Raw genomic sequence first — 26357 nt, 5'->3', positions numbered from 1 at the left:
ATAAATAAACAATTGGTTATGGACTCTTTATTAATGGACGTTAACAAGCGTAAACCTGCCAAAAATCTACTATTACATAGTGATCAAGGTTCACAATATACTTTGCAAGGTTATCAATATCTCTTATCCATAAAAAACATAGATGAGTCATAAAGGTTGTTGTTACGACAATTCTGTTGTGGAAAGCTTCTTTAGCTCATTGAAAAGAGAAATACTTATTGATACTTCACAACACTCTGCTCAACAAACTAGAACTGCAATATTTGAATACATAGAAATTTTTTATAACAAACAACGTCACTATTAACTATTGCATTCCAGAACAATTTGATGCATCATTCTTTTTGTAAAAAACATTCCAAACTTTCTCTCCACTTTTTCTGGGTAAGGTCAATAAACTATAACATTTTTACTTAATTTTGTCAACTTCTCTATTCGTTGAAAAAACAATCTTGCATAAAAAAATCAACTCATCTCTTCCAAAGGCTCTATATTGAAGATAGAAAGTCCAGAAGCGATGACGTGCGCTAAGGCTTGCACGAGAAACATTCTTGCAGCGGTGAGGTTTAAGTTGTCTTCCAGTATGAAACGCATGTTTAAATCACTCTTGCCATACCCCCATAAAACGTGAAACGCTTCTGCAACTTCAAGTAAGTAGAAAGTAATTCTGTGTGGCTCACAAAGCCTTGCTGCAATTTCTACCACATCTGGCCACTTTGCTAAGGTTTTTATGAGGAAGAGCTCTCCACCTGTCCTTAAAAGTGAAGGATCTGCTGTTGGGAGCTCTTTTGGAGCATTACGCATTAACGAATGAGCACGAGCATGCGCATATTGCACGTAAAAAATAGGGTTGTCTTTTGACTGTTCTTTAACTTTAGCAAAATCAAAGTCCAAGACCATATCATTCTTGCGTGTTAGCATTATAAAACGAGTTATGTCCCTGCCAACTTCTTCCACTACATCCCTTGCTGTGAGGAAATTTCCTGATCTTTTGGACATCTTAACAGGTTTGCCGTTCTCGAAAAAATTCACAATATTATGCAGTTTTACCTCTATTTTTGCTTGATCATCACTGAGCGCAGAGACGACTGCTTTGAGTCTTTTGACATAACCGCCGTGGTCACTACCAAGCTCTACGATCATATTGTTAAAACCACGCGATATCTTATCAAAATGGTAAGCGATATCCGAGGCAAAATAAGTCCAACTGCCGTCCTCTTTCTTCAATGCACGGTCAACGTCATCACCAAATTTTGTAGAGCGAAATAGCATCTCTTTTCTGGAAGTCCAATTTTCGCTTTCTTTGCCTTTTGGTTTCTCCAGGTACCCTTCATACACTAGACCCTTGTCAGACAATATCTTTATACTCTCTTCAATTTTGCCACTTTTTTGTAGCTCATACTCTGAAGTAAAAACATCATGATTTACTCCAAGTAAGTTCATGTCTTCCTTTATAATTTCTAAGATAGAACTTAAAGTATAGTCTCTAATCACTTGATTATCTTGCTTTTCTAGAAGCTCTGCGCCATATTTTTTGGCCAGCCCCTCCCCTATCGGTTTTAAATATTCACCTGGGTATAAACCTTTTTCAACACTAATTTTTTCCCCCAGAGCTTCTTTATATCGCAAATACACTGACCGAATTAGCGTATCTATCTGTGCTCCAGCATCATTAATATAGTATTCCTTAGTAACTTTATAACCAACTTTTTTCAATAAATTTGCCAGAACGTCACCAAATACTGCCCCTCTTGCATGACCAATATGCAGTGGACCAGTTGGATTTGCAGATACAAATTCAACATTGATGGCCTGATTGTTCCCTATATCTAGGGTGCCAAACTCTGTTTTTAGCTCATTTATTTGTTTTAAAATTCCATGCCACACTTCTATTTTTAAGTGCATGTTGATGAAACCAGAGCCTGCTATTTCCACTTTTGCAACTTCATCAAAAAGTTCAAATTCTTTGGCTAAAACCTCTGCAATTTCAATGGGATTCTTCTTTTCATGCTTTGCAAGCACCATAGCAACATTTGTGTAAATGTCTCCATGGACTCTATTGCTTGGAGGCTCTATGATAAAGTTTGCTGCACTTGTGCTTATAACACCCCTTTGTTTCAACTCATTCAATTTACTAAAGATTAGAGAGGAAATCTGCTTAAAAATGTTCATTCACTATATTGCTATAAAATCTATAGCAGTATAGTGAATAAGTGGGACTAGTTGAAGGTTTATCTTAACTATTTTATCTTCCTGGATCAGAGTTTATATTAAGTCGTTGCCGTAACCATGGTAAGAGAAAGCCATACCTTCGCTGTAACCATCATTACCAGCATCAGGCTCTTCAACATCATCAGGCTCTTTCTCTTTCTTTAGTTCATTCTTAATATTTTCTTTCAGTTCATTCTTAGTCTTATCATCAATCTCACACTTAAGACCTTTCTTCAGTTCATTCTTAATATTTTCTTTCAGTTCATTCTTAGTCTTATCATCAATCTCAAACTTAAAACATTTTTTCAGTTCATTCATAGTCTTATCATCAATCTTACACTTAAGATCTTTACCACATTTATCATAAATCAACTTACCCTTATTGACTTTACAATCATCCAACTTTGTGAACAAATTAATTTTCAACATATCACTGACATAGCACGTATCAAGTGGCAATATACGTACATGATTTGCATTTTTTTGATTCGGACAAGAAAAAGTATTCGTTGGCATAAAATATCTCCATTAGTAAATAAAATTATTAAAAAATTAACCATAAGATGGAAGTGTGTACTAACAATGTACACACTGTATTACTTTTATATAATATGAACAGTGCCTTCTAACACTGACATATTGTGGGTAGAAAAAAAGGCTTCAGCACTTTTTGCATCTAATATAGAAGAGTTTATTACTTCTACACATTTATCACATTCAGAATTGTTTTCACAACTGCCCACAAGTTTACCATCTATAACCTGAAGGTTGTTTTTAGCATTCTGAATAGTTTTTGCACATTCTTTAAACTTGTAGCCTGTTGGCTCTCTGGTCTCAATATCAAGAATATCATCAGTTATTGGGTTGACCGTTATTGCAAGCTTTGAAAAATCAACGATTGTTTTAGATTCAGGTTCAGGCTTAACTTGTGGACAAGGGGGACAAGGGGGACAAGCAGGACAAGCAGGAGCAGGGGGGCAAGCAGGAGCAGGGGGGCAAACAGTATCAGGACAAGCAGGACAAGCAGGAGCAGGGGGACAAACAGTATCAGGACAAGTAGGACAAGGTGGTATATTTAAATCGAATTCGGGAAGCTGTATATTTAATTCGAGTCCATCATGCCGCGAGTCAAAGCGGTTATGGCAACGTGGGTCAAAGTTATGATGGTACCGTGGGTCAGTTATGCAAGCCATACGCGTCAAGTTAAGGAAAAGTGTAAGTAAAGTTGATAGAGTGAAGGAAAATAATAAGGTATAAATTCTCTTGGATATATGAATGAGAGAACTTACAATGGACAGAATAGCTTGCTTATCAAAAGACCTCAATGAATTCTTTAATGAAAAAGCAGACGAAATATCAATTACAGTAGGTTTTATAAAAAGAAAGAGAAAACTTAATGGCTCATCATTCATAAAAGCTATGGTTTTTGGTAACATAGGAGTTGATGATTGCAGCATAGAAACAATGTGCCAATTGCTAAATGAAGACTCGATAGAAATTACAAAACAGGGTTTAGATTTTAGGTTTAGTGAAGAAGCAGTTGAGTTCATGAAAAAAATGTATAACGAAGCTTTGTGTTTATTTAAAAAAAGTCTACAGATTGATTGCAAAATTTTACAGCAATTTGGAAGCGTTAAATTATTGGATAGCAGCTACATTAGCCTGCCCAGTAGCATGGAAGATATGTACAAAGGATATGGCAGTAGCTATAGAGATTGTGAGAATAATACCAAATCAGGAATAAAGCTACAGTTAGTCTTTGATTACCTGAATCAAGCGCTAGATAAGTTAAATTTTATGGAAGGAATAAGGTCGGATCAAGGTTATAGGGATTATCTGAACGGTTTATCAGCCAATGATTTGCTAATATTTGACTTGGGCTACTTTGTGCCTAGTTCTTTTAAACAGATTGATGAAGCAGGTGCATATTTTGTTAGTCGTTATAAGTCTGATACCAATATATATGATATAGAAACAAATCAAAAAATAGAGCTATTGGAGTATTTGGAAGGTCAATTATCTTCAGAAAAAGAAGTATTATTAGGAAAGGAAGTAAAAATTAAGGTAAGAATTATATGTCAAAAGCTAACTGAAGAACAGTCTATGGCTAGAAGAAGAAAGGCTAATAAATTAGCAAAGTCACATGGATATACATCTTCTCAAAAGAATCAAAAGTTATTAGATTGGTCAATATTTATAACTAATGTTCCAGAGAGTAAAATTAATGCTGAACAAATATTGACGGTTTATAGAGTAAGATGGCAAATCGAATTACTATTTAAACTATATAAAAGTCATATCAATCTTGATAAACTAAAAGGAAAGACAAATCCATTTAGAGTATTGTGCGAGCTATACGCAAAATTATGTGCTATTCTCGTATTTCACGGAATGATTGGCTGTGTAAAACTAAAAAAGAACACGGAGCTCAGTTTAACAAAGGCATTTATTGAATTGAAAAGGCGGGTTAGAGAGCTCTTTTTGATATTAAACAATATTGTCAATAATTTAAAAATTTTTCTAAAAAAGCTTACTATAATCTGGTCAAAGTTTTCTTTGAAAGACAGATATAGGAAGACCAGGGTATCTACTTTAAGCTCTCTACATTCCTTAACTTGACGCGTATGGTTTTTTGAACATTCCCTGTTAAGATGCCTAATCTACTTTCAGCCCCTCAGTATGTAAACTGCGTGGTAAAGACTCTAATTCCTTTGCAGCACTTAAACTTTTATTTTTTGCATGTATACCAAGCTTATTGAATTCTCGAGCAGCAGGAAACACCCTTGCTTCAAGAGAGCCAGCAGTTTTATTATAATGATCAACAGCACTTTTTAAGCTCCTGCGCAAATTATCAAAGTTTTCACCCATTGTGCAAATGCGCTCATATAAAATATGACCTAGTTCACTGATTTTCTTTGCGTTTTCAGCTATCATCTCTTGCTTCCATCCATACGCTATTGCTCTCAGCAACGCAATTAGAGTGATCGGTGTTGCAATGATCACTTTTTTTTCCACTCCAATCTCTATCAAAGCAGGCTCATATTCCAGTGCTGCGCTAAAAACCCCCTCCCCTGTTAAGAAAAGCACCACAAGTTCTGGCGTATTTTCAAATTGATTCCAATACTCTTTTTTACCCAAGTCATTTATGTGTTTTTTTATTGCCAGGGAATGGTTCTTTAATTTCTCCTTTTGTATTTGCAAATCATTTTGTGATATAGCATCCATGTAAGAATCAAGCGGCACTTTAGCATCTATTATTATTTGCTTTCCAGATGGCATTTTGATTATTAAATCAGGACGCAATAAATTATCCTCGTTTTTATCAATCACTGACGGCTGAGTAAAAAAATCGCAATACTCAATCATTCCTGCCATTTCTACCACTCTTTTGAGTTGCATTTCACCCCATTTGCCCCTAATGTGAGGTTTCCTCAGGGCATTAGCAAGGTTGGAAGTTTGGTTCATCAGCGCTCCAATTTGCTCCTTTAAACCTTCATAGGCCCCTACCCTCTCCTTTTCTAGCTCACGTATTTCATTATCGAATTTTTCTAATTTTTCTTTTATTGGAGTTACAACTTCGTTGATCGTTGCTTGTCTTTTTTTGAAATCGCTTTCCGTTTCTTTTAATTTACTATCGATTACTTCCTTTGCTAAGTTCAGAAAATTATTGTTATTTGTTTGCAAAGCATCAAGAGAGAGCGCTTTAAAAGTGTTTGTTAATCTCTCCTCTGCTTTTGTTAGTAATTCTATTTCCTTTTTCTTTTCCTCACGTTCTTTTTGCAGAGTTACTTCAAGTTCTGCTCTTTTGACCCTTAAATCAACTATTTCTTCATTCTTCGTAAGCAAAGTTTGCTTTGTTTCTTGAAGTTCTTGCTCTAATTTACATAAATTACCCTCAAGGTTTGCTTTCTTTTCGCTCAGTTTTTTTACGATAATGTAGAAAAATAGTAATAGAGAGACAACCAGAGCTATAGAATTGAAAAGCATCAGAATAAAAAAGCTGTATTTACAATTCTATATGATTTTTGTGTGTATAAGAAAGAAAAAAGGAGCACCTAAAGAGGTGACCTTACCCAGAAAAAGTAGAGAGAAAGTTAAGACGTTTTTATCATGAGAATAAATTGTGCAGGAATGCAATAGTTAATAGTAGAATGTCTACGTTATTTGTTATAAAAGATTTCTATGTATTCAAATATGGCAGTTCTGGTTTGTTGAGCGAGAAGTATCAATAAGCAGCTCCCTTTTAAGTGAACTTTTCTGCAACAGAGTTATCGTAACAACAGCCCTTATGGCTCATGCTGGAAATGATGTTTTTTGTATTCAATAGAAATTGGTAATTTTGAGAGGTATACTGTGACCCTTGATCGCTATGTAACAGCAGATTTTTATCGGGTTTGCGTTTATCAACGGCCATCAATAAAGAATCTATAACTAATTATCATGTTACTCATTAACCACCATGCGTGAATATAGGTCAATTATTGCCGCCAACAACCTTCTTTAGTTTTTATGTAGGTAATCCCAAACTTTATTTGGCTGATCAGTAGTAAAATTTTGATCCAATGTGTTCGGAGCCACAACTCGGTTGCTTATTTGCTGTTTTTTATTTTTGAACCTTCGTCTAAGCTTGGTTTTAATGCCATTTTCTTGCATAACACTTTGTACTGTTTTAATTTTTGCCTAAAGCTTTTAATTCAGCGTGAATTTTAGGGGCTCCATATCTGCATTTAGAATGCTTGATGTATTTTTTGAATATCTGCTAGAAGCCCTTCTTTTGCTAATTCTTTACTGCTTTTTTCCTTAGCAACCAATACCACCAGTACAAAACCCTACATAGTTCCTGTGTTTTATAGCAATTTCTATATAAAAGAATACTTTACTCTTTTTCTTTGCCCAGGGCTTTTTTTAAGATGTCTCTTTCTCTTATTAGCTCTTTTTTTAGATCAAATCTTTCTTTGTCATAAGGAGCCTTTGCCTGGAAATGCGTATGCTCCAGACATTTTTCCATCATATTTTCTTACTTAACATACTGCCATCTATACCTAGATCTTTTGCTATTTTTGTACTTGCTTGACCTGTTTCTTTAACCAGCTTAACAGCTTCTAATTTGAATTCTGCTGTATATTCTCTTCTATTTGTCATATTTTGAAAAAACGTTTTATTTTACTCCAAAAACGTCTTAACTTTCTCTCTACTTTTTCTGGGTAAGGTCACTTACAACTTACTTTTAATTAGTCTAACCCATGCGTGCCAATCCCTCTCACCAAGATTGCTTTCAAAAGATAGGAGATCCTTTACAGCTTTTGAGCAAATTTCTTCACTTGGAATTGATAACTCCTTATTCATTGCTAACGTTAAACATTGAGTTTTGCACGCTTGTTCTAAATGATACGTGTAAAACATTGCTTCTTGTATACTCCGACCACACGTTATAGATCCATGATTACGCATTAACATGACAAAATTTTCTTTCAGATCAGCTATTAACCTCTTTCCTTCTGTATCGCTAAGTGCTAGGGAATTATAATTATGGTAAGAGATTTTATTGTAAAAGTGCAGTGCCCATTGACTTATAGGAAGCAGCCCATCTTTGAGAGAAGAAACCGCTACAATAGAAGGTGTATGCAAGTGAAAAATTGCTTGAATATCTTTCCTTGCTTGATAAACAAAACCATGAATTATATAGCCAGTTCTATTATATTGATATTCTTTGCCTTCAACTACATCTCCATCAAATGATACTTTCATTAACGAACATTCATCTACTTCATCAAAACGCATACCAAACGGATAAATATAAAACGACTTTTGATCTTCAGAACGCACTGAAAGGTGAGTATATGTATGATCATCGAACTTAAGGTAGGACAAAATCTGATAGGCATAGACTAGATCCCTTTTTACTCTGCTCTTTGTTAACAACACAATCCTCTGTTAGAATCTTCTGAAGGTTTATACGCGAAAAGAGACTTGTAGTAAACTAATAAGTCTATGCCACTCTGTCTTGCTTTCTGAATACCAAACACTTTTGTGTTGTAGCTTGCTTAAAAATAGTTATCGTTATTATAGAGTTTATATACAGAATTTATGTTTTTAAATTACACAATATCTTAACTACAAAAATAATTTTCTATATAATATTTCATATGTTTTAAAGCTTCATTTTTATGTTATTATAAATGTAAGTTTCAAGATTGAAAATAATATGGTAAATATTAACACAAAAAAACAGCCAGCAGGATTTTTCATATATCTCTCTGGTCTTTCGGGAAGTGGTAAACTTTCCACAGCAATAGAATTATCTAATATGATAGACGCATTAATTGTAAATAGCAAGTTCTATAACAATGTTCAAGCTTGCTCTATATACGATGGTGTCTTTGAACATGATCCAATACCTAAAGAAGTTCAAGATAGAATATATGGCATTATGCAAATTATGCTTCAGGTAATAGAAAATTATCCGATTCACTCAAAAAATTACATATTTATTGATGAGTTGATGGAAAATAATGACCAGAACATGAGGACGTATGATTCAATAGTAAGGCTTAGTAAAAAAATGGGCACAGAAATCCTTCCTGTAGTACTCAGGTGCGATCTACTGACATTACAAAAGCGTATTGCATTAAAAAGGCAAAGAAAAAATAGGAGGGTGATTAATGTAAATAACGTTATAGAGAAATTGAGGACTAACGATTCATTTATACCACCGAGTGCCATAGAGATAGAAAATTCAAATATGAGTATAAAAGAAGTAGCTCAAGAGATAGTAAACCAGATGCACAAGCTTAGCCAAATTGCGTGTATGCAAAAGAATAATCTATAGCAATTTCATATACTGAGGCTCATTTAAATATAAAGCTTCAACTTCGTTTAATTTTTGCTTGTTCTTCAGTCTATAATGAACTAATAGTCCTGCATGGCTAGCATTTAAATTGCAATCCATATGTGTACTGCTTGTAGCGTGACCAGGGTCACATGCTGCAGTTGGACCAGACAGCGGCAATAAATTGAAATCAAATAACTGCGTATAAAACCCTTGAGCATTTTTGATTATAGCTCTGATATTTTTTTTGCTATTTTTACAAAGCAAAGATATTGCATAGGCTTGAACTTCCAGCGCACTAACTCCATATAACTGCTTATTTGTAGCAAGATTTATACCTTGTGCTGCTGATATACCAACTCTAATTCCAGTGAAACTTCCTGGTCCAACTACTACCGCTAAATGGTCTATTTTATCGTAGTTATAATTGTGCTTATTAAATAAAGTATTTAAAGTTTTAAAAAATGATTCTGCATGACTATTGCTGGCGGAATTGCGCTCTACAAAACAATTACCATCATAATCAACTATTGCTATTGAACTACCAATACCTACAGTATCAATCGCTAAAATAGACATTACTTAAGCTTATCATAGAGTTTTGCAAACATCATAGTAAAGGCACCATTACCCATAACATTTGCTGAAGTGATTATTGGATCAAACACTATATACAATGCTGTAATTAACGAAAGCATTTCTGGAGAGAATTTGAGATGTTTCTCAAGAATAGGTAGCATTACCATAATTCCTCCTGCCGGCACTGCCACGATAGCAAACTTAAATAACAAAAAATAGAGAAGAAAAGTTACATAATCTATTGTGAATAATGAATAACCGGAGGCAATTATCATTGATAATATTATAATAAAAAAGCAATCACCTACTAAATGAAAGCTAGCAGTTATTGGTACAACAGACGATGCTATGTCAGGTTGCTTTACATTTTTTTTGCTTCCTTCAAGAGTAAGCGGCATAGTTGCATTACTAGACATTGTGCTCATTGCAGTAATAAATGCCGGTATCATATTGCCTATACTAGCTATCCAGCTTGTAACCTTGAATGAATTTGCTGCTCCATATAAGAGGAAAACATAAAGGTAGGTTGCAGATGCTATAATAATGAAAATTATTGAGTAATCCTTAAATATTATAGATAAAACTTGATCATGCTGCATTTTTAAAGCAAGCCCAAGTACAAATATTGGAATAATCGGCGTCAAAAACGTTTTCAAAATAAAGAGAGTTAAATCTAACATTTTGTTCGAAAGCTCTTTGCTTTTCTTGGGTAGCAATGTGGACACTACTATGCTGGATACAAATCCACAAGCAAGGGCATAAAAATTAGAAAGGAGTAGCGGCAGTCTAAACGACCATAAAGGAACAATTGTTTCTTCATACGTTATATCTTGTATTGAATAAGTGTTTTGTATGATAAAATGCCCAACAGAATAAGCTATTAAACTTGAAGCCAGATTCGATAAGAAGATCATTATAATAAGTAATAATATAAACTTTATAGCTGACTGCTTAAGATTGTTAACACTGCTAAAGATTAACGCAAAAATAACAAAAGGCATTATAAATAGCAAAACCTCTTTTATACTAAGGCTCACTGAGTACAAGAAGGTTTTTATTTCCATTGGAACTAAATGACCAAAGAATGCAGCTGAAGTGATGACCGTGAGTAAGATTAGTAGTTGTAGCACGTTCTTATATACCAATGTTCTATGGACATATATATGGTAAGTTAGTTGTTAAGTAAAGCAAAACTGCCTAAACTGCACAGCAAATGGTGTAATGAAAGTAGCTGACACTGGAATGACAAAGAAGAGTGAAATTAGCACTCACTTATTATTCGTGTCGTTTTCAGTAAAAGCCTCCTCCCATGTGCCTTGAGTTGCTGCACGGCTATACTCTGTTACTCTATTTTCAAAGAAATTCGTATGTTCCACGCCATTTAGTATTTCATCAAGCCACGGAATAGGATTATCATTGACATCATATATGGACTCAAGACCTAATTGCATTAACCGTCTGTTTGCTACGTAGCGTATGTAATTGCGCACTTCTTCTGCGGATAGTCCTTCAACATCTCCTAAATCAAAGGCAAGCTTTATGAATTCGTCCTCAAGTTCAACGATGGTGCGACATGCAGAATATAATTCCTCTTTAAACTCGTTGTCCCAAATTTCATTATTCTCTTTAATAAATGTATTAAATAACATGATAATTGAATTGGTGTGCAAAGTTTCATCACGGGCTGACCAGGCGATTATCTGCCCCATTCCTTTCATTTTTCCAAAACGTTGGAAATTGAGCAAAATTGCAAATGATGCAAATAACTGCAACCCTTCAGTGAATGCACCAAACACTGCTAGAGTTTTAGCTACATGTTTTTTATCGTGTTTTTTGCTTTCCTCGAATTCCAACATATATTCATATTTCTTTCTCATAGCATCATACTTTAAAAATGCTTGATACTCACTTTCTGGCATGCCAATTGTGTCTAAAAGATAAGAATAAGCTGCAATGTGTATGGTTTCCATATTGGAAAAGCTTGCAAGCATCATGCATATTTCTGTTGGCTTAAATATATTTGAATAATGCCTCATGTAGCAGTTATTTACTTCAATGTCTGCCTGAGTAAAAAATCTAAAGATCTGGGTTAGTAGATTTTTTTCTACACTTGAAAGTTTAGTTTTCCAATCCTTCACGTCATCAGCGAGCGGAACTTCTTCAGGTATCCAATGGATTCTTTGTTGCTGCAGCCACGCATCATACGCCCAAGGGTAATTAAAAGGTTTGTATATTGGATCTGCTTCTAACAATGACATAAGACACCTATTATTTTCTAAAGTAAATATTATATTAAGTGATATTGAGAATCAGTCAATTTAACTTTTTTGAAATTTGACGGCAGATAATTTATTAGTGTATTATAGCTTCAAGTAATTTATCAACAGAAATGCGAGTATTAATATCTTTTATTTTATTATTTACAGTGAGCTGCACTCACACTATTCACAATCACGGAGCTCCTGGCATTAGTGTTGAATTGTGGAGCAAGATAAAAGTAGGTGACGATAAAGAAAAAGTGGTTCACACTTTAGGATCACCAACATTAGTATCAAAGTTCGATGACAATGTTTGGTACTATGTCTCATATAAAATTAAACAAGCCAATTTTTTAGGAAAAAGGAAGTATAGTAGTAAGTCTCTGCAAATTTCATTCGACCAGGACGGTAAAGTTGAAGATACAAAAGAAACTGACATCTTAGAGAGATCTTTGGCTGTTTCTGATTGAAAGTTTGCTCAGATCTTCCTACGTCATACCGCGGTTCATTCCATAACTGTACGAATATTGTGATTTTAGTCCACTAGGAAGGATGTTACCCAAGTAGCATGACACTTGTATCTGGAATCTATTTTGTACGCAATTCCATCATTGAATTACATTTTCGTGTGAAATGTGACGTTCACAACATTCATGCAGCTGCAATTACTTTAGCTATAGAATAAAGTCTAGTGTTACTTCACGCCAAATGTGGTGGTGCTGAATAGGCAAGCCGGTTAATGGGCTACATTTATATACTGCACGCATTGCGTTATCTGCTATCGACCTGAAAAGTGGATTATCTCGATAGGAACTACTGTCTGCTATATCGGCCATAATTATCTCACCTTGACTGGATAATAATAAGTTGATTTTTATACTAAAATTTTCTTTGTAAGCTATGCTTTCAGGAATGCTCCAGCATTTTGTAAGTTTGTCTCTTATAGAGTTAATAATTTCTGTTACAACTAATTCATCCTTTTTGCTCTCAACGCTTTTTTCGTTTCCTATTTCATTCTTTGCCTCTTTAACATCCCTTCTTAGTTTCTTCTCTACACTTTTTTTTCTTTTTGGAACAGGAATAAATTCTTTACCCTCGTTAATAATGACTTCTTCTTGCATTTCGATAATTTGCCTCGGTTGTGCTACAACAGTGTGCCCAACTGTTTCTTTTTTCCTTTGTGGTATAGAAACAACTGACGTATCATTCGTTTGGGCTTTTGTTGAAGGTAACGAAAAAAGCAGAAAACCACATGAAGATAAAAAAAGAATGTAATTAGAATAGAAAAAACGCATATGTTAAGCAGCTTGTTTTACTGGTTTAAAGCTAATATTGCATGTAAAGTCAATATATTTTAGTTGATGGACAAGTTTGAAGTAAATAAGGAATCCCTTCAAAGTTGCAGGCAAGCGAAAGATTGCCTTCTCGACAGACAAAGAATTGTATAATGGATTAAAAGGAACCGTATGACAAAAATTATAGGAAAAGAATATACAGAATTTTTAGAGCAGTTGAAAGATCGTATTGCAACAAGCCGTTATAAGGCAGCGCTTGCAGTAAATAGTAAGCTTATCTTGCTCTACCATTATATTGGAACAGAAATCTTAAAACGGCAAAGAGAACACGGCTGGGGAGCTAAGGTAATTGATCAATTAAGTAAGGATTTGAGAAGTACATTTCCAGAAATGAAAGGCTTTAGCACGAGAAATCTGAAGTATATGCGTAAGTTTGCCGAAGAATATCCTGATGTTGAATTTGTGCAGGAGCCTCTTGCACAATTAACTTGGTATCACAATATCACTCTTTTGGAAAAAATAGAAAGTCATGAAATAAGATTATTTTATGTAAAAAAAGCTATTGAACATACGTAACATTATGGTGATGCAGATAGAACTTGGACTACATAAACGTCAAGGAAAAGCAATAACTAATTTTAAAGAAAAATTACCATCTCCACAATCCGATCTAGCACATTACACATTAAAAGATCCGTATATTTTTGATTTTTTAAGTATAGGTAAGGATGCTCATGAAAGAGAAGTAGAAAAAGGACTCGTAGGGCATATGGAAAAATTTCTGTTAGAACTCGGTGAAGGATTTGCATTTGTTGGTAGACAATTTCATTTAGATGTTGGTAATAAAGACTTTTATATTGATTTATTATTCTATCATTTAAAGTTACGTTGCTTCGTAGTGATTGAACTAAAAGATAAGGATTTTAAGCCGGAATATGCTGGTAAAATGAATTTTTATCTTTCTGCAGTTGATGATTTACTGAAGCACTCGACAGATCAACCTTCTATAGGGTTAATCTTATGTAAATCTAAAGACGATGTACTTGCTAAATATACACTCCGAGACATGAACAAGCCAATAGGGCTAGCAGAATATCGAATAACTGAAAATCTACCAGAGAACATAAAAACAGCTTTACCGACGATAGAAGAATTAGAAGCTGAATTATCCAAAATTTCAGACGAGGAAAAGTAATGTTACTAAAATCATTCAAACAATTATTTAGCAAACCAAAAGCTCAGTATGAAATGCATCAGGCTCAGGAAGAAGAGTGGCAGCCAATAACTTACTCTCTCATAGCCTTGAAACTTTGGAAGCAAACAGTAACGGAGTAAGTGATTTTTATGGATTACACGCTCTAGGTGCACTATCCTATATATCATACGGTCAATACACTCTAAATGAGATGGAAAGATGAAGGCATCATTATAGCTGCTAAAAAATACGGCGATAAAAACTTAATTCTTTCTCTGTTTACAAAAAATCATGGAAAGCGCAGGGGATTAACTAAGCTAACAAACAATAGCAATTATAAGTTTCAGATAAGTAATCTATTACATGCAGAATGGAGTGCTAAGTTACCTGAAAATCTAGGTTTTTTTAAGTGCGAATTAATCGAATCTCCATTCCATCATTTCTTTCAAGATAGGTTAAAAAGCATTACTATTGTTTCTTTCTCCTCTATTTTAGAAAAAGTGCTTCCAGAAAGTGAACCCTGTGCCGTGCTGTATGACAATTTTCGATATTTCATCGATGTAATTAAACACAACAATCAGTCTTGGCAAAGCCATTATCTTAACTTAGAGCTTCTGCTTCTTACGCAATTGGGATTCAAGTTAGACTTATCCAAATGCGCTGTAACAGGTGTTAAGGAAAATTTACAATTTATTTCTCCAAAAACTGGTAGAGCAGTGTCAAAAAAAGTAGGAGATTATTATGCAGATAAACTCCTACCTTTTCCACAAATGTTGCATGATGTATACAATAATACCCTACAAAACAGCTACTCATTCCAAGAATTTCAGTTAGGACTGAAAGTCACAGGATATTTTTTAAATAAGTATCTATTTTTGCAGTTAAACGTGAAATTTCCAGAGCTGAGAAACCTCATGTTGTCGCTTTAATCTTAGCAGTCCTACGTCATACCGCGATTCATTCGCGGTATCTCTCAGCATAGATCCAGCTAACAAGTAGCGGGATGACGAACTTATCGTCATGCCACCGCGAACCGTCATACCGTGATTTATTCACGGTATCTCTTAGCATAGATCCAGCTAACAAGCAGCGGGACGACGGTTGTCAGGGTGTCATCCCAGCGCCCCTATGATGTCATCCCAGTGCCCAGACACTGGGATGGCTTTGTTGCATCGCTACTTATGAAAGGCTAACTATAGTTAGGATTATAAGCAACCTATTGAAAATCTTGTTTTTTTGCAATCAATCTGATCAAATTTAAGAATAGTAATTTATTATTTATATTAATAAATTTAATTCTATTGAAAATAGCTAAAGCATTGAAATTCTTGAATTTTAGCCGGATTAGTGAGTGGTAGTGAAATTTCTTTTACTCAAATTTAGGTATTCACTGACCGTTCTTGTTATAAATACCAGAATAATAAGCTACTGATATTCTCTACCTTTTTTATCTTTATCCATCATAGCTAGCGATGCAACAAAGCCCACTGGGATCCAGAAAAATTTGCTTGTGAACAAGCAAACTAGCATGGAAAGTGGTTACAACGTTTTCGATGAGATTATATGGAAAACTGGATTCCAGTGTCAAGCACTGGGATGACAAGGTATAAACCTTATCGTCATGCCGCCACAAACCGTCATACCGCGATTCATTCGCGGTATCTCAGCATAGATTCCGCTAACTAGTAGCGGAATGACGGTTGTCGGCAAACTTAAGCCACTTTAGCTATAGCCAGTAACCACTCTATTTCTACCACTGTTTTTTGCTTTATATAAATATTTGTCGGCACGTACTATAAATTCTTTAATATTGTCAAGGTCAGATTCTTGCATTTCTGCAATTCCAATGCTCACAGTTACATCGTGGGTTGTATTTTTATCCGCAAGTATAAAAGGTTTTTTAGCAATAATTTTGCGTATTCTTTCCGCAATAGTATACGCATCTGATGTATCGGTATCTGGCATTACAACAACAAATTCCTCACCACCAAATCTAGCTAACAAATCTGTCACTCTAATATTTTCAGAAATTCTTCTCTGTATTTGCTTTAAAAGTTCATCTCCAGCACTATGCCCAAAACTGTCATTCACCATCTTAAAATAGTCTATATCAAGTATCATAAGAGACAACCTTCTATCCTTTTCCACAGAGTCCTTAACAATGTTTCTTAAGTGTGCATCAAAATATCTTCTATTATAACAGTTAGTTAATGGGTCCTTTATAGACATTTCCGCATTATTAAATAAATTCATTCTCAAGGCATCTTGATATCTTTTGCGTTTCACTTGCGAATTAACCCTTGCTATTAACTCACCCTCATCCAAAGGTACTGTTAAATAATCATTAGCACCTACATCAAGTGCTTTTACTAAATTGTTTTTATCATAATCCTCAGAAAGAATCAGAATTGGTGTATAACGTGTTTCCACCTTACTACGAAACTCAGAACACAAACGCAAGCCGTCAGTTTTTGAAAATTGCATATCAGAAATGATCAGGTCGTAACCATTCTCAATACCAACCTTCAATGCTTCTATTGGATCACTCAGTATTTTAATTGACCTAAAGCGTTGCTTTAATATATTATATATCTGCTCTGCTTGATGAACATCCTCATCTATAACAAGTATGTTAGCATCAAAAATCTGATTGGAATAATCCATAATACTGTTTCCTGCGACTCCACCAATCTCAGCGTTAGTTTCTCCTCTCAAACGCAATTCATCGATAATCATCTTTAAGCGTGTGAGAGACTTAATTCGTGCAGATAAAGCAGTTTTGTTTATTGGTTTAGTCAGAAAATCATCCGCGCCAGCATTAATACCTTGCACTCTATCATAAGTATCATGCAGCGCAGTTACCATAATTATTGGAATATGGGTTGTCAAGGGATCACTCTTTAGCTCCTTACAAACTTCAAAGCCATTCATCTTTGGCATCATGATATCAAGTAATATAATATCAGGCTGCTGCTTTGCTACTAAATCTATAGCTTCTTCACCATCATGAGCTACGATAACCGTATAGTACTCTGCTTTTAGTCGAGCTTCTAAAAGCTTGACATTAGATAGTACATCATCTACTACCAGAATCTTCGCTGTCATTATCTTTAGATGTATTATCTATATCGTAAGTAGGATAAAGCTTACCATTTTTACCAACTATGTAATTTACTTTCTCAGTATTACACTCTTTATATAAGTCTTCAATTCCGGCATCCTTCAATAACCTTCTGGCTTTTAACCTTACAATTGTAAAATACCTATATATAGTCTTAATAAAATCAATAAATACAGGTACCTTATTTTTATCAAGAACAATTATGCTCACTAAAGCTACAACTAAAATTTCTGAAAGACCTATATTGAACATTTTCCTATGAAGCAAGTACTTTAATCCTTCTGATTATAAATATTAATTTGCTTAAATCAAGTTTAGAAGCAACCATCTCATCTAAAAAACTATTATAACGTTCTATGTAGTCCTTATCATCACAAGCCCAGGTTTGAACCTTATCTTCGGGGTTATCAGTAGCTTTTATGACTTTAACAGCTAGCTTGTGATGGTAATTGCTTAAATCGTCCAATAAATCATTAACTAAGCTGCGATCCCAATAAGAAGAGCGGCTTTTCATCTTGATGGCAATTGTTCTAATCAGATCGAATCTTAACAGCGACTTTAACTCAAAGTATATTTTACCAGCATCAAGAATGGACAAAGATGTCTGTTCAGCAACAGATATAATGTCCAGTGCATAAGCAAGAACGCATAGATCAGCAACTTTTTTTGCTAGATCTTTATTTATATTAAGTTCTACTAAAGAAGTTGATCCATGGCTATAGATCTTTAATAGGTGTTCATCTAAAACATCAGTTAAGTTCTGGCCTAAAGTTTCAATTGCATCTTTAAATTTTGTAACATCATCCAATTCTACAAAGCTAAGCTTGCCAAGATTTTTCACTAGCCAAAATGATACTCTGCCAATAAATTTCTGCACGTTCCTCACTATTTGTAAGTATGAGTTAACATCAATTTTTCCATCCAATTCATCAATTTTCTGCCACAGGCTGTTTAAATCATACAGGTGGTTAACAACAATATATATGTTAACCGCTTCTTGTATCTTAATTCCAGTGTTCTCAGCCAAATTATTGATGAATATACAGCCCATTCTATTCACTACATCATTTGCAATGCAAGTAGAGATAATTTCTCTACGAAGTTGGTGTTTTAATATGAAATCCTTAAACTTTGTTACCATCTTTTTAGGAAAATAACCTAGCAAGTAGTCATGAGATATAAGATCTTTTTCAGACAGATCGGAATGTATAATTTCATTTTTTATTGCTGTTCTAGCATAAGACATTAGAACAGAGAGCTGAGGAGAACTGAAACCTTCTGCACCAGTTAACATCCTTGCTATCTCTTCTTCAGTTGGAAGAAATTCTACGCTTCGGTTTAACAGCCCAGATTTTTCTAAACTGAGCAGTAACCTGTGGTGCTGCTCCAATCTCTCTTTAGCTTGCAAACACTCAAGAAGTAATGCTTTTGTTTCAATTTTGTTGTGGTTCTCAAGCACTTTGGATGCAACTTCATCCACCATACTTGCCAGTATTTCATTCCTTTTTTCTAAAGAAATACCCCCTGCTTTCATAGCTGAAACAAATGCAATCTTAATGTTAACTTCAAGGTCCGAACATATCACTCCGGCTGAATTATCAACAAAGTCTGCATTGATATATCCACCTTTTTCAGCATATTCTATTCTTCCAAACTGTGTACAACCAAGATTTCCACCCTCTATAAACATAGAAGCTCTAATATCTTTACCATTCACTCTTAACTCATCGTTTGCTTTGTCACCGACCATGCTATGATTTTCACTCTTTGCCTTAACAAACGTGCCGATTCCTCCATTCCATATGAAGTCCACTTTTGCTTTCAACAGATATCTAATCAAATCACTTGGAGGTAGCATATCTTCTGTTATATCAAAGCACTTTTTTATTTCTTGAGAAATGTTTACTTGCTTACTGCTACGCTCAAATACTCCTCCACCCTGAGAGATCAAATCTTTGTTATAATCCATCCAGGTTGAAAATGGTAACTCAAAGAGACGTTTACGCTCTGTGAAACTCTTTTCTGCATCAGGGTTTGGGTCAACAAAAATATGCATATGGTTAAATGCGCCGATTAAATGTATATTTTTTGAAAGCAGCATACCGTTTCCAAATAGATCGCCAGCCATATCTCCAATCCCAATTACAGTTACATCTTGGTAAATATCCTTATTCATTTTCCAAAAATGCCTCTGTGCTGCAATCCATGCACCTCTTGCTGTGATACCCATCTTTTTGTGGTCATAACCTGCTGATCCACCAGATGCAAATGCATCACCAAGCCAAAAATTATACTCAGAGGCTATTTGGTTGGCATAATCAGAAAATGAAGCAGTGCCTTTATCTGCCGCAACCACCAAGTATGGATCGTCTTCATCATACCTAATCACATCCTTTGGTGGAATTATTTTACCATCAACTACATTATCAGTAATATCAAGCATTCCTCTAATGAAACTCTTATAGCACTCAACACTTTTCTCTCTTAAAATATTCTTATCTTTATAAGCTTGCTTTATTACAAACCCACCCTTTGCACCAACAGGGACAATAACCGCATTTTTTGTCATCTGAGCTTTCATGAGCCCCAAAACTTCAGTGCGAAAATCTTCCGTCCTATCCGACCACCTTAAGCCACCACGGGCTAATTTCCCTCCTCTTAGATGTATCCCCTCAAAAAGGTTTGAATAAATATACAATTCACGATACGGACGAGGATCAGGTAAACCATCTATTTTACTTGAGTCAAATTTTGTAGATAAATATGGTTTATCGTCTTGATAATAACTGGTCCTTAAAGTAGCCATTATCAAGTTAAATATCGAGCGCAAAACGTAATCATGTGAAACATTGCTGATCTCTTTTAGAAGTTCCTCAATTTTTTCTCTGACAATGTCCGTAGTTTCTGCTCTATCAATGTCTATGTTAGGATCAAATCTTGCATGAAATAGTTGTATCAAATACTTTACTATTTTTGGATGCTCTGAGACTACCTTTTGGATATATTCTGGATTGTAGTTAAATGACGTCTGCTTTAGGTAAGCACTTAACGCTCTAACCAGAAGGACTTCTTTCCACTTGAGCCCAGCAATAATGATCAAACTATTGAAATAGTCATTTTTAATTTCCTTGCTAAACACTTTCGCAAGTGTTATTTCAAATTGCTCTTTTAGAGTAATGTTGTCTATTAATTCATCGACTCTTGACAACACAAAATGGTGTATCCATATTCCGCCGTTAATTTCTATGTAATAGCCATTATGAGATAGAATCTTAGCTCCCAAATTCTTAGTAATTCTTAATATCTTCGATAATTCAAGACCTCCATTGCTCGAAGTGTAAACCTTTAATTGATAATTAAGATTGTCACGAGTAAGTCTTAAATCGACCTCGCTAACTCTTTTTTTCCTCACTATCTCCAATTTTTTCATATCGTAATATGCGTCATGAGGTTCGAAACTCTCTTGATAGCTTATTGGAAATGCCTTGCAATAACGGATGAATATATCCTCAACAGTGCTAAAAGTATTATATAAATTGTCTATAAAACGATCTTCCCATTTTTCCGTAATGTTCCTTAATTTGTTTTCGATACGCAAAACTTCATCATCAGGAATACTAGCGTTTTTAGCCTTTAGCACCACGTGCAATTTCATTAAGTCATATTCGTTTATAATGTGGTGGTTATAAATATCTGAACTTTCTGCATTTATCTCATCCTTCAATATATTGCTTATCTTGAGCATTAGCCTGGAGCTAGCATAACGCATCGGTATCAGCACTATACAACTAGTAAACGCTCCCTTACTTCTTAAGCATAACTTGACTCTTGGTCTTATTGCAAGGGACATAATAGAAGTACAAATTTGAAATAATTCTTTCTCATTAGACTGGAACAATTCATCACATGAGAATACTTGTAAAATATAAATTAGAGCTTTGTTATTGTGGCCCCCGGTTACAAACCCTGCACTTTTTTCTATAACTTTAACTTTATCTCTTATTATTGGAATAGTTCTAATATCTTGGACCTCCGCTACAGAAGTAAATAGCCCGAAAAAACGCCGTTCCTTTACCACATTACCCTGGTCATCAAATTCTTTTACTCCTATACAATTCATGTATGTACGCCGATGGACTATTGAGATTAGATCTGATCTCAATATGTATAGGGAATCAAGGTTTGCAGAAGGAATCAACGTACTTTGACCTACTCTCATCAGGCCAAGGTCCTTTTTGCTGTCACAGACGAGTTTTTCATCTTTACCAGCAATATATTCTTGATAACCTAGAAATACGAAGTTATTATTCTTTAACCAAACTAGAAAATCTTTTTGCTCTTGATTTCGGTCTGGTGTCATTCCAGTGCGTGACACTGGAATCCACGTGTCCTTTTCCTGGATCCCAGTATCAAGTACTGGGATGACAGAAAGACTTGCCTCATCAAGTTTCTTGAGCATTAAGTGCCAATCTTTCACAACGCAATTAACCGCTTTCAGCGTTTTCTGTAGAGATTCTTTTAATGTATCAACAAAGCTGTCACTTATACCTTTGATAATTACATATATGACTGACTCTTTGACTCCATTGCTTTCTTCCAAAGAGTAAATCTCGTCTATTAGGCCATCTTTTCTTTTAATGTTAATTATGCTGTTGCTGTAATAGCATATGGTTAAATTGTGCGATTTAATAGTTGCAATAACAGAATCAACCAAAAATGGCATATCATCGTTTGTTATCTTAATCGTGGTAAAATCGCCTTCTATTCCTGGTATATCATCTATATTGCTTACTACTAACTTACTTTCATCTTTCTCTTTTTGAGAAACAAAATTGTAAGCATCGTTTACAATATATAGCAAAAACTTATCATTGGCTTTTAGGTCGCTTTTATAAACAAAACTATAAAAATACTTAATGAATTTTTTAATTTTTTCTTTATCTTGCTGATTTTCTTGATCAGCTAGCTTAAATAAAGACTCAGTGTCAACATTATGATCTATACACATTTTTTTTAACAAAAATACACAGTGAACTTAAACCTTTTTAACTAAGATTTCATTATCAAGAGCGTACACTATTAGCTCATCATTTTCTACTACTTCCCCTGATAAAACTAATTTAGCTAAATTATTTTGAATACACTCTTGTATAACCCTTTTTAAGGGCCTTGCTCCATATTCAGGGTCATAGCCAGTTTGTGCTATTAGTTCTTTAGCTTCCTGCGACAAACTTATACTCAGTTTACGCTTAGCAAGTGTTTTTTGTAAATAAGAAAATTGAACATCTATAATTTTATAGATGTCATCTCTGGTTAAACTGTGAAATATAATAATTTCATCCAGCCTGTTTAAAAATTCTGGACGAAATGTTGATTTAACTATTTGCATCACTTCATTTCTTACAGAATCAACATTCCCTTTTAGCATTATCTCAGCGCCAAGGTTAGAAGTTAAAATCAGTATGGTGTTGCGAAAATCAATTAATTTACCATGACTATCAGTGAGTCTCCCCTCATCCAAGATCTGTAGCAATAGATTAAATATATCTGGATTTGCTTTCTCGATTTCATCAAACAGAATAACCTGATATGGCCTTCTTCTTACCGCTTCAGTTAATCTGCCACCTTGTTCATAGCCAACATACCCTGGAGGCGCGCCAATTAGCTTTGAAACAGAATGTTTTTCCATATATTCTGACATATCAAAACGCAGAAGCGCTGATTGATCGTCAAACAGAAATTCAGCTAAGGCTTTCGCAAGTTCGGTTTTACCAACCCCGGTTGAGCCTAAGAATAAGAATGAACCAAAAGGTCGATTAGTATCTTGCACCCCAGAGCGGGAGCGCCTAACTGCATTACTTATCGCTTCTATTGCATCTTTCTGCCCTATTACTCTTCTTCCTATTTCATTCTCCATGTTGAGAAGTTTTTCCTTTTCGCTGTGCATCATGTTATCAACTGGAATTCCTGTCCACTTTGAAACAATGTTTGCAATATCATCTCCAGTCACTTCTTTCTTTAAGAAACTATCAGTAACCTTTTCCTGATTTTTTAATTCATTCTCAAGCTGAGGAATCACACCATACATCAGCTCTCCTGCTCTTCCCAAATTCCCACTACGCTGAACTAATTCCAACTCTTTTCTAGCGTTATCTAATTTTTCGGCTGTTTCTTGTATTCTAGCTATTTTATTCTTTTCCATCTGCCATTTGCTGTTCAAGTCAGCAAATTTACTGTTTAGATTTTCGATCTCTTCATTTATCTTTTTTAAACGCTGTTTAGAATTTTCATCACTTTCTTTTTTTAAAGCCTCTGCTTCAATCTTTAGCTGTATAACCTTTCTCTCAAGTTCATCAATAACTTCAGGCTTGCTATCCATTTCAATTCTCACCCTGCTTGCTGCTTCATCAATCAAATCAATTGCTTTATCAGGTAAAAACCTATCTGTTATATATCTATTGGACAACTTTGCAGCAGCAATTATTGCACCATCTGTAATTCTTATACCATGATGCACCTCATATCTTTCCTTCAAACCCCTGAGTATTGAAATGGTATCAGTTTCAGTTGGTTGAGAGATAAACACAGGCTGAAAACGCCTTGCAAGTGCAGGATCTTTTTCTATATGCTGACGATATTCATCTAAAGTTGTGGCTCCTATACAGCGAATTTCTCCACGCGCAAGAGCAGGCTTCAGCAGATTCGAGGCATCCATTGCACCACTTGTTGCTCCTGCTCCAACTAAAGTGTGCAATTCATCGATGAATAATATAATTTTTCCCTCCGCTCTCGAAATCTCATTAATCACTGCTTTTAACCTTTCCTCAAACTCTCCTCTAAACTTAGTGCCAGCAATTAGTGCTCCAAGATCCAAAGCTAAGACCTTTGCATCATGCAAACCAAGTGGCACATCGTTTGCAACAATTCTATTTGCAAGCCCCTCAACTATTGCAGTTTTTCCAACACCAGGTTCACCGATCAGCACTGGATTATTTTTTGTCCGCCTCAGTGATACCTGCATAGTTCTTCTGATCTCTTCATCACGACCAATTACAGGATCAAGCTTTCCTTGCATAGCAAGCTCTGTAACATCTTTTGTATATTTCTTTGCCGCGTTTAATTTTTCCTCACTGTTTGGCGAGTCCGCACTGCTGCCTTGTCTCATTTCTGCAATAACTGAGTTCAGTTTTTGTAGAGTCACACCATTCTCTGCCAGAATTTTGCCTACAGTATCATCTTTTTGTGCAGTGAGGCCCTGTAGTAAACGCTCAACAGCAACAAATGAATCTTTATTTCTTCTTGCAATACCAATTGAATCTTCAAAAACTTTTGCTATTTCTCTTGAAAGTTGAAGGCCACCACTTCCTGGACCTTCAATTACTGGCAACTTTTTTATTGCGCTATCCACAGCATCAGAAATACTTTGCACACTTCCACCACAAGCGTTTATCAAATCCTGAACTAAACCTGATTCATCTTCAAGCATCACTTTTAGTAAATGCTCAGGCATAAAAATCTGATGCCCAGCTCCCAACGCTTTCATTTGAGCACTTTGAATTATACTTTTTGCTTTTTCGGCAAATTTATTTAAGTCCATAACACCAGTTAAATTCGTATTTGCTGATGTATATAACAACTGATTTCATAAATTTAAACCTAAAGTTGTTTATTGTTAGGTATGAAATTTAAAACTTTCTTAAAAAAGGAACTATCATAGTAACCATACAAATATCTTGTATCTCAAGACCTTTGGTTTTTGTTGCTGAAAATGGTTGTATTATTTAAGTTATTAACAATATACAATACTAAGTTAATGTAATTTATTTGGAGATGACAGGAAAATTTATTGTAACTTTATATTCTAAATAGAATAAAGTTCTTTTGTTAGTATTGTCCTTTTTGTAAAAAATATTCCTAATTTCTTCATCATTTCTGTGGGTAAGGTCATCTGCTTCTCTACCTCAAGTGGTTAACAAAGTTTCTTGTCACGAGGGACCAAATGGAAATCTGCTCGTTTTCACGCGAATTAATGTTACAAATTCTATACATTTCGTTACAAAATGGCATTCGCTTTCTCCATTATCCTTTACCTGCATTTTCATCAGCGTTCCTTGCGGTTTGCTTGCCATATATGCGGAAATACAGGCTTACCCTGTTCCTTCTGTCATACAACAGTGGGTTAGGTGACTTCTCTATACCGGTGATTTGCGTACATCCAGAAATGAAAAATGTCACATTACCTTTTGGTCGGAGCTTATCAGCATCTTTAGCTCTTTAATCGTTACGATACTTATGAAGCTTCACTTACGTTCACCATACCACTAAGCCTAGCTCTCCAACCACATGATGCTTGTAGTTTATGCTCCTTTCACGATTGAGCATCTTCTTTTTCAAGAGGAGGTTCATTGTCCGCATCGCTTGGCACCAACCGGTTACCCGATTCGCACTGATGCGTAGACTCAGATGGCAAAACATCTGGTTTAATAAGTTTTAGAACTCTTTTAGTTTCTTTCTGAAGGAATTCCTCTCCTTTTAAACAATATGACCTAAGACTTTCAGGTCGCACCATTTCAATAATTAGCTGGGTTCCAGCAGAATCAGTACAGAAAACATCAACAATACTTTGTTTTTTAGAGGCAATCTCAGCATCCATGATAGTGCTGAGAAATTCTATTTCTTCTATTTCATCTTTGCCAGCGAAGCCCAATATATCATTGAGAAAGTGAATGAGAATATCTTTATTTTTCTCAGTGCCAAATATTCTCTTGAACGCGAAATTGTTTTTTGGATCGAGAAATTTCGAAAAGGCCATAATTAAATACAATTAGGAGACGAATAATTATACACTATTTTTCGCAAATGTTCAACC

Annotated in this window: 22 protein-coding genes and 2 pseudogenes; 7 read left to right on the top strand and 17 right to left on the bottom strand. The window is 35.0% G+C overall.

Annotated elements, in window-relative coordinates; genetic code table 11:
• Positions 1–142 precede the first annotated feature (142 nt).
• Positions 143–307, top strand: coding sequence for an IS3 family transposase (locus ABWU40_RS02575; RefSeq protein WP_080717614.1), 165 nt, complete (start codon positions 143–145; stop codon positions 305–307).
• Positions 308–465: 158 nt separating this feature from the next.
• Here the strand turns inward: ABWU40_RS02575 and argS are convergent, their stop codons facing one another.
• From argS to ABWU40_RS02560, 3 genes are all read right to left on the bottom strand, one after another.
• Complete coding sequence (gene argS, locus ABWU40_RS02570) at positions 466–2172, bottom strand: arginine--tRNA ligase (protein ID WP_015589069.1); 1707 nt, start codon at positions 2170–2172, stop codon at positions 466–468.
• A 93-nt stretch (positions 2173–2265) separates the two neighbouring features.
• Positions 2266–2727 carry a hypothetical protein gene (locus tag ABWU40_RS02565; RefSeq protein ID WP_141456887.1) on the bottom strand — a complete coding sequence of 154 codons (462 nt, stop codon included), beginning with the start codon at positions 2725–2727 and terminating at the stop codon, positions 2266–2268.
• A gap of 86 nt (positions 2728–2813) precedes the next feature.
• Entirely contained in the window at positions 2814–3404 is a 591-nt protein-coding gene (locus ABWU40_RS02560) for a hypothetical protein (protein WP_141456885.1), read from the bottom strand.
• 97 nt (positions 3405–3501) lie between these two features.
• Here ABWU40_RS02560 and ABWU40_RS02555 point away from each other — a divergent pair, with 97 nt between their 5' ends.
• Entirely contained in the window at positions 3502–4830 is a 1329-nt protein-coding gene (locus tag ABWU40_RS02555) for an IS4-like element ISWosp9 family transposase (protein WP_141457339.1), read from the top strand.
• 36 nt (positions 4831–4866) lie between these two features.
• On the opposite strand, the gene rmuC is transcribed toward ABWU40_RS02555, so the two are convergent.
• The 5 genes from rmuC to ABWU40_RS02530 all read right to left on the bottom strand — a co-directional run bounded on the left by rmuC (position 4867) and on the right by ABWU40_RS02530 (position 8136).
• Positions 4867–6198 (bottom strand): DNA recombination protein RmuC, encoded by a 1332-nt coding sequence (gene rmuC / locus ABWU40_RS02550; protein WP_007548651.1) that lies wholly within the window; start codon positions 6196–6198, stop codon positions 4867–4869.
• A gap of 256 nt (positions 6199–6454) precedes the next feature.
• Positions 6455–6625, bottom strand: a complete 171-nt coding sequence (locus tag ABWU40_RS02545; protein ID WP_080717647.1) for a DDE-type integrase/transposase/recombinase — start codon at positions 6623–6625, stop codon at positions 6455–6457.
• Between the two features lie 462 nt (positions 6626–7087).
• Complete coding sequence (locus ABWU40_RS02540; protein ID WP_007548509.1) at positions 7088–7222, bottom strand: hypothetical protein; 135 nt, start codon at positions 7220–7222, stop codon at positions 7088–7090.
• The gene (locus tag ABWU40_RS02535) at positions 7219–7353 is read right to left on the bottom strand and encodes an IS3 family transposase (RefSeq protein ID WP_007548354.1); all 135 of its coding nucleotides are present in this window, start codon (positions 7351–7353) and stop codon (positions 7219–7221) included. The genes ABWU40_RS02540 and ABWU40_RS02535 overlap by 4 nt, the downstream gene beginning before the upstream one ends.
• Positions 7354–7425: 72 nt before the next feature.
• Positions 7426–8136 carry a class II aldolase/adducin family protein gene (locus ABWU40_RS02530; RefSeq protein ID WP_353279319.1) on the bottom strand — a complete coding sequence of 237 codons (711 nt, stop codon included), beginning with the start codon at positions 8134–8136 and terminating at the stop codon, positions 7426–7428.
• A gap of 280 nt (positions 8137–8416) precedes the next feature.
• Between ABWU40_RS02530 and ABWU40_RS02525 the strand changes: the two genes are divergently transcribed.
• On the top strand, positions 8417–9040 hold the full coding sequence (locus ABWU40_RS02525) for a hypothetical protein (RefSeq protein ID WP_141456881.1): 624 nt from the start codon (positions 8417–8419) through the stop codon (positions 9038–9040).
• Here ABWU40_RS02525 and tsaB read toward each other — a convergent pair.
• The 3 genes from tsaB to ABWU40_RS02510 form a co-directional block, all read right to left on the bottom strand.
• Entirely contained in the window at positions 9035–9619 is a 585-nt protein-coding gene (gene tsaB, locus ABWU40_RS02520) for a tRNA (adenosine(37)-N6)-threonylcarbamoyltransferase complex dimerization subunit type 1 TsaB (RefSeq protein WP_141456879.1), read from the bottom strand. The genes ABWU40_RS02525 and tsaB overlap by 6 nt on opposite strands.
• On the bottom strand, positions 9619–10749 hold the full coding sequence (locus tag ABWU40_RS02515; protein ID WP_015588889.1) for a cation:dicarboxylate symporter family transporter: 1131 nt from the start codon (positions 10747–10749) through the stop codon (positions 9619–9621). The genes tsaB and ABWU40_RS02515 overlap by 1 nt, the downstream gene beginning before the upstream one ends.
• 138 nt (positions 10750–10887) lie before the next feature.
• The gene (locus tag ABWU40_RS02510; protein WP_006280119.1) at positions 10888–11877 is read right to left on the bottom strand and encodes a ribonucleotide-diphosphate reductase subunit beta; all 990 of its coding nucleotides are present in this window, start codon (positions 11875–11877) and stop codon (positions 10888–10890) included.
• A gap of 131 nt (positions 11878–12008) precedes the next feature.
• Between ABWU40_RS02510 and ABWU40_RS02505 the strand changes: the two genes are divergently transcribed.
• Complete coding sequence (locus tag ABWU40_RS02505) at positions 12009–12347, top strand: outer membrane protein assembly factor BamE (RefSeq protein WP_006279908.1); 339 nt, start codon at positions 12009–12011, stop codon at positions 12345–12347.
• A gap of 204 nt (positions 12348–12551) precedes the next feature.
• Here ABWU40_RS02505 and ABWU40_RS02500 read toward each other — a convergent pair whose 3' ends face one another.
• Entirely contained in the window at positions 12552–13172 is a 621-nt protein-coding gene (locus ABWU40_RS02500) for a hypothetical protein (RefSeq protein ID WP_015588888.1), read from the bottom strand.
• Positions 13173–13343: 171 nt separating this feature from the next.
• Here ABWU40_RS02500 and ABWU40_RS06305 point away from each other — a divergent pair.
• The 3 genes and pseudogenes from ABWU40_RS06305 (at position 13344) to recO (ending at position 15296) form a co-directional block, all read left to right on the top strand.
• Positions 13344–14367: pseudogene (locus ABWU40_RS06305) on the top strand (PDDEXK nuclease domain-containing protein).
• 76 nt (positions 14368–14443) lie between these two features.
• Positions 14444–14590 carry a hypothetical protein gene (locus ABWU40_RS02485; protein WP_007548499.1) on the top strand — a complete coding sequence of 49 codons (147 nt, stop codon included), beginning with the start codon at positions 14444–14446 and terminating at the stop codon, positions 14588–14590.
• Complete coding sequence (gene recO, locus ABWU40_RS02480; RefSeq protein ID WP_141456877.1) at positions 14574–15296, top strand: DNA repair protein RecO; 723 nt, start codon at positions 14574–14576, stop codon at positions 15294–15296. Before ABWU40_RS02485 ends, recO begins: the two co-directional genes overlap by 17 nt.
• 793 nt (positions 15297–16089) lie before the next feature.
• Here recO and ABWU40_RS02475 read toward each other — a convergent pair.
• From ABWU40_RS02475 to ABWU40_RS02455, 5 genes and pseudogenes are all read right to left on the bottom strand, one after another.
• Positions 16090–17472, bottom strand: a complete 1383-nt coding sequence (locus ABWU40_RS02475) for a PleD family two-component system response regulator (RefSeq protein WP_353279315.1) — start codon at positions 17470–17472, stop codon at positions 16090–16092.
• Positions 17444–17740, bottom strand: coding sequence for a hypothetical protein (locus ABWU40_RS02470; RefSeq protein WP_010082258.1), 297 nt, complete (start codon positions 17738–17740; stop codon positions 17444–17446). Before ABWU40_RS02470 ends, ABWU40_RS02475 begins: the two co-directional genes overlap by 29 nt.
• Positions 17741–17744: 4 nt before the next feature.
• Entirely contained in the window at positions 17745–22496 is a 4752-nt protein-coding gene (locus tag ABWU40_RS02465) for an NAD-glutamate dehydrogenase (protein ID WP_353279313.1), read from the bottom strand.
• A gap of 27 nt (positions 22497–22523) precedes the next feature.
• Complete coding sequence (clpB, locus tag ABWU40_RS02460; RefSeq protein WP_353279311.1) at positions 22524–25085, bottom strand: ATP-dependent chaperone ClpB; 2562 nt, start codon at positions 25083–25085, stop codon at positions 22524–22526.
• A gap of 969 nt (positions 25086–26054) precedes the next feature.
• A pseudogene (locus tag ABWU40_RS02455) lies at positions 26055–26300 on the bottom strand (PD-(D/E)XK nuclease family transposase); the annotation flags it as partial.
• Positions 26301–26357 lie beyond the last annotated feature (57 nt).

Origin of the sequence: Wolbachia endosymbiont (group A) of Cydia amplana, assembly GCF_964028495.1 — a bacterium.
Lineage (GTDB): Bacteria > Pseudomonadota > Alphaproteobacteria > Rickettsiales > Anaplasmataceae > Wolbachia > Wolbachia pipientis.
The sequence above is the reverse complement of the archived record's forward strand: the minus strand, read 5'-3'. Positions and strand labels throughout refer to the sequence as shown.

What these genes read in the sequence shown, in the direction of transcription:
- recO (WP_141456877.1), top strand. Translation starts at nt 14,574, where the DNA reads ATGAGATGGAAAGATGAAGGCATCATTATAGCTGCTAAAAAATACGGC.
- ABWU40_RS02525 (WP_141456881.1), top strand. Translation starts at nt 8,417, where the DNA reads ATGGTAAATATTAACACAAAAAAACAGCCAGCAGGATTTTTCATATAT.
- ABWU40_RS02505 (WP_006279908.1), top strand. Translation starts at nt 12,009, where the DNA reads ATGCGAGTATTAATATCTTTTATTTTATTATTTACAGTGAGCTGCACT.
- ABWU40_RS02465 (WP_353279313.1), bottom strand. Translation starts at nt 22,496, where the DNA reads ATGTGTATAGATCATAATGTTGACACTGAGTCTTTATTTAAGCTAGCT.
- ABWU40_RS02470 (WP_010082258.1), bottom strand. Translation starts at nt 17,740, where the DNA reads ATGTTCAATATAGGTCTTTCAGAAATTTTAGTTGTAGCTTTAGTGAGC.
- ABWU40_RS02510 (WP_006280119.1), bottom strand. Translation starts at nt 11,877, where the DNA reads ATGTCATTGTTAGAAGCAGATCCAATATACAAACCTTTTAATTACCCT.
- tsaB (WP_141456879.1), bottom strand. Translation starts at nt 9,619, where the DNA reads ATGTCTATTTTAGCGATTGATACTGTAGGTATTGGTAGTTCAATAGCA.
- clpB (WP_353279311.1), bottom strand. Translation starts at nt 25,085, where the DNA reads ATGGACTTAAATAAATTTGCCGAAAAAGCAAAAAGTATAATTCAAAGT.
- rmuC (WP_007548651.1), bottom strand. Translation starts at nt 6,198, where the DNA reads ATGCTTTTCAATTCTATAGCTCTGGTTGTCTCTCTATTACTATTTTTC.
- ABWU40_RS02560 (WP_141456885.1), bottom strand. Translation starts at nt 3,404, where the DNA reads ATGGCTTGCATAACTGACCCACGGTACCATCATAACTTTGACCCACGT.
- ABWU40_RS02575 (WP_080717614.1), top strand. Translation starts at nt 143, where the DNA reads ATGAGTCATAAAGGTTGTTGTTACGACAATTCTGTTGTGGAAAGCTTC.
- ABWU40_RS02565 (WP_141456887.1), bottom strand. Translation starts at nt 2,727, where the DNA reads ATGCCAACGAATACTTTTTCTTGTCCGAATCAAAAAAATGCAAATCAT.
- argS (WP_015589069.1), bottom strand. Translation starts at nt 2,172, where the DNA reads ATGAACATTTTTAAGCAGATTTCCTCTCTAATCTTTAGTAAATTGAAT.
- ABWU40_RS02535 (WP_007548354.1), bottom strand. Translation starts at nt 7,353, where the DNA reads ATGACAAATAGAAGAGAATATACAGCAGAATTCAAATTAGAAGCTGTT.
- ABWU40_RS02540 (WP_007548509.1), bottom strand. Translation starts at nt 7,222, where the DNA reads ATGATGGAAAAATGTCTGGAGCATACGCATTTCCAGGCAAAGGCTCCT.
- ABWU40_RS02545 (WP_080717647.1), bottom strand. Translation starts at nt 6,625, where the DNA reads ATGGCCGTTGATAAACGCAAACCCGATAAAAATCTGCTGTTACATAGC.
- ABWU40_RS02475 (WP_353279315.1), bottom strand. Translation starts at nt 17,472, where the DNA reads ATGACAGCGAAGATTCTGGTAGTAGATGATGTACTATCTAATGTCAAG.
- ABWU40_RS02500 (WP_015588888.1), bottom strand. Translation starts at nt 13,172, where the DNA reads ATGCGTTTTTTCTATTCTAATTACATTCTTTTTTTATCTTCATGTGGT.
- ABWU40_RS02555 (WP_141457339.1), top strand. Translation starts at nt 3,502, where the DNA reads ATGGACAGAATAGCTTGCTTATCAAAAGACCTCAATGAATTCTTTAAT.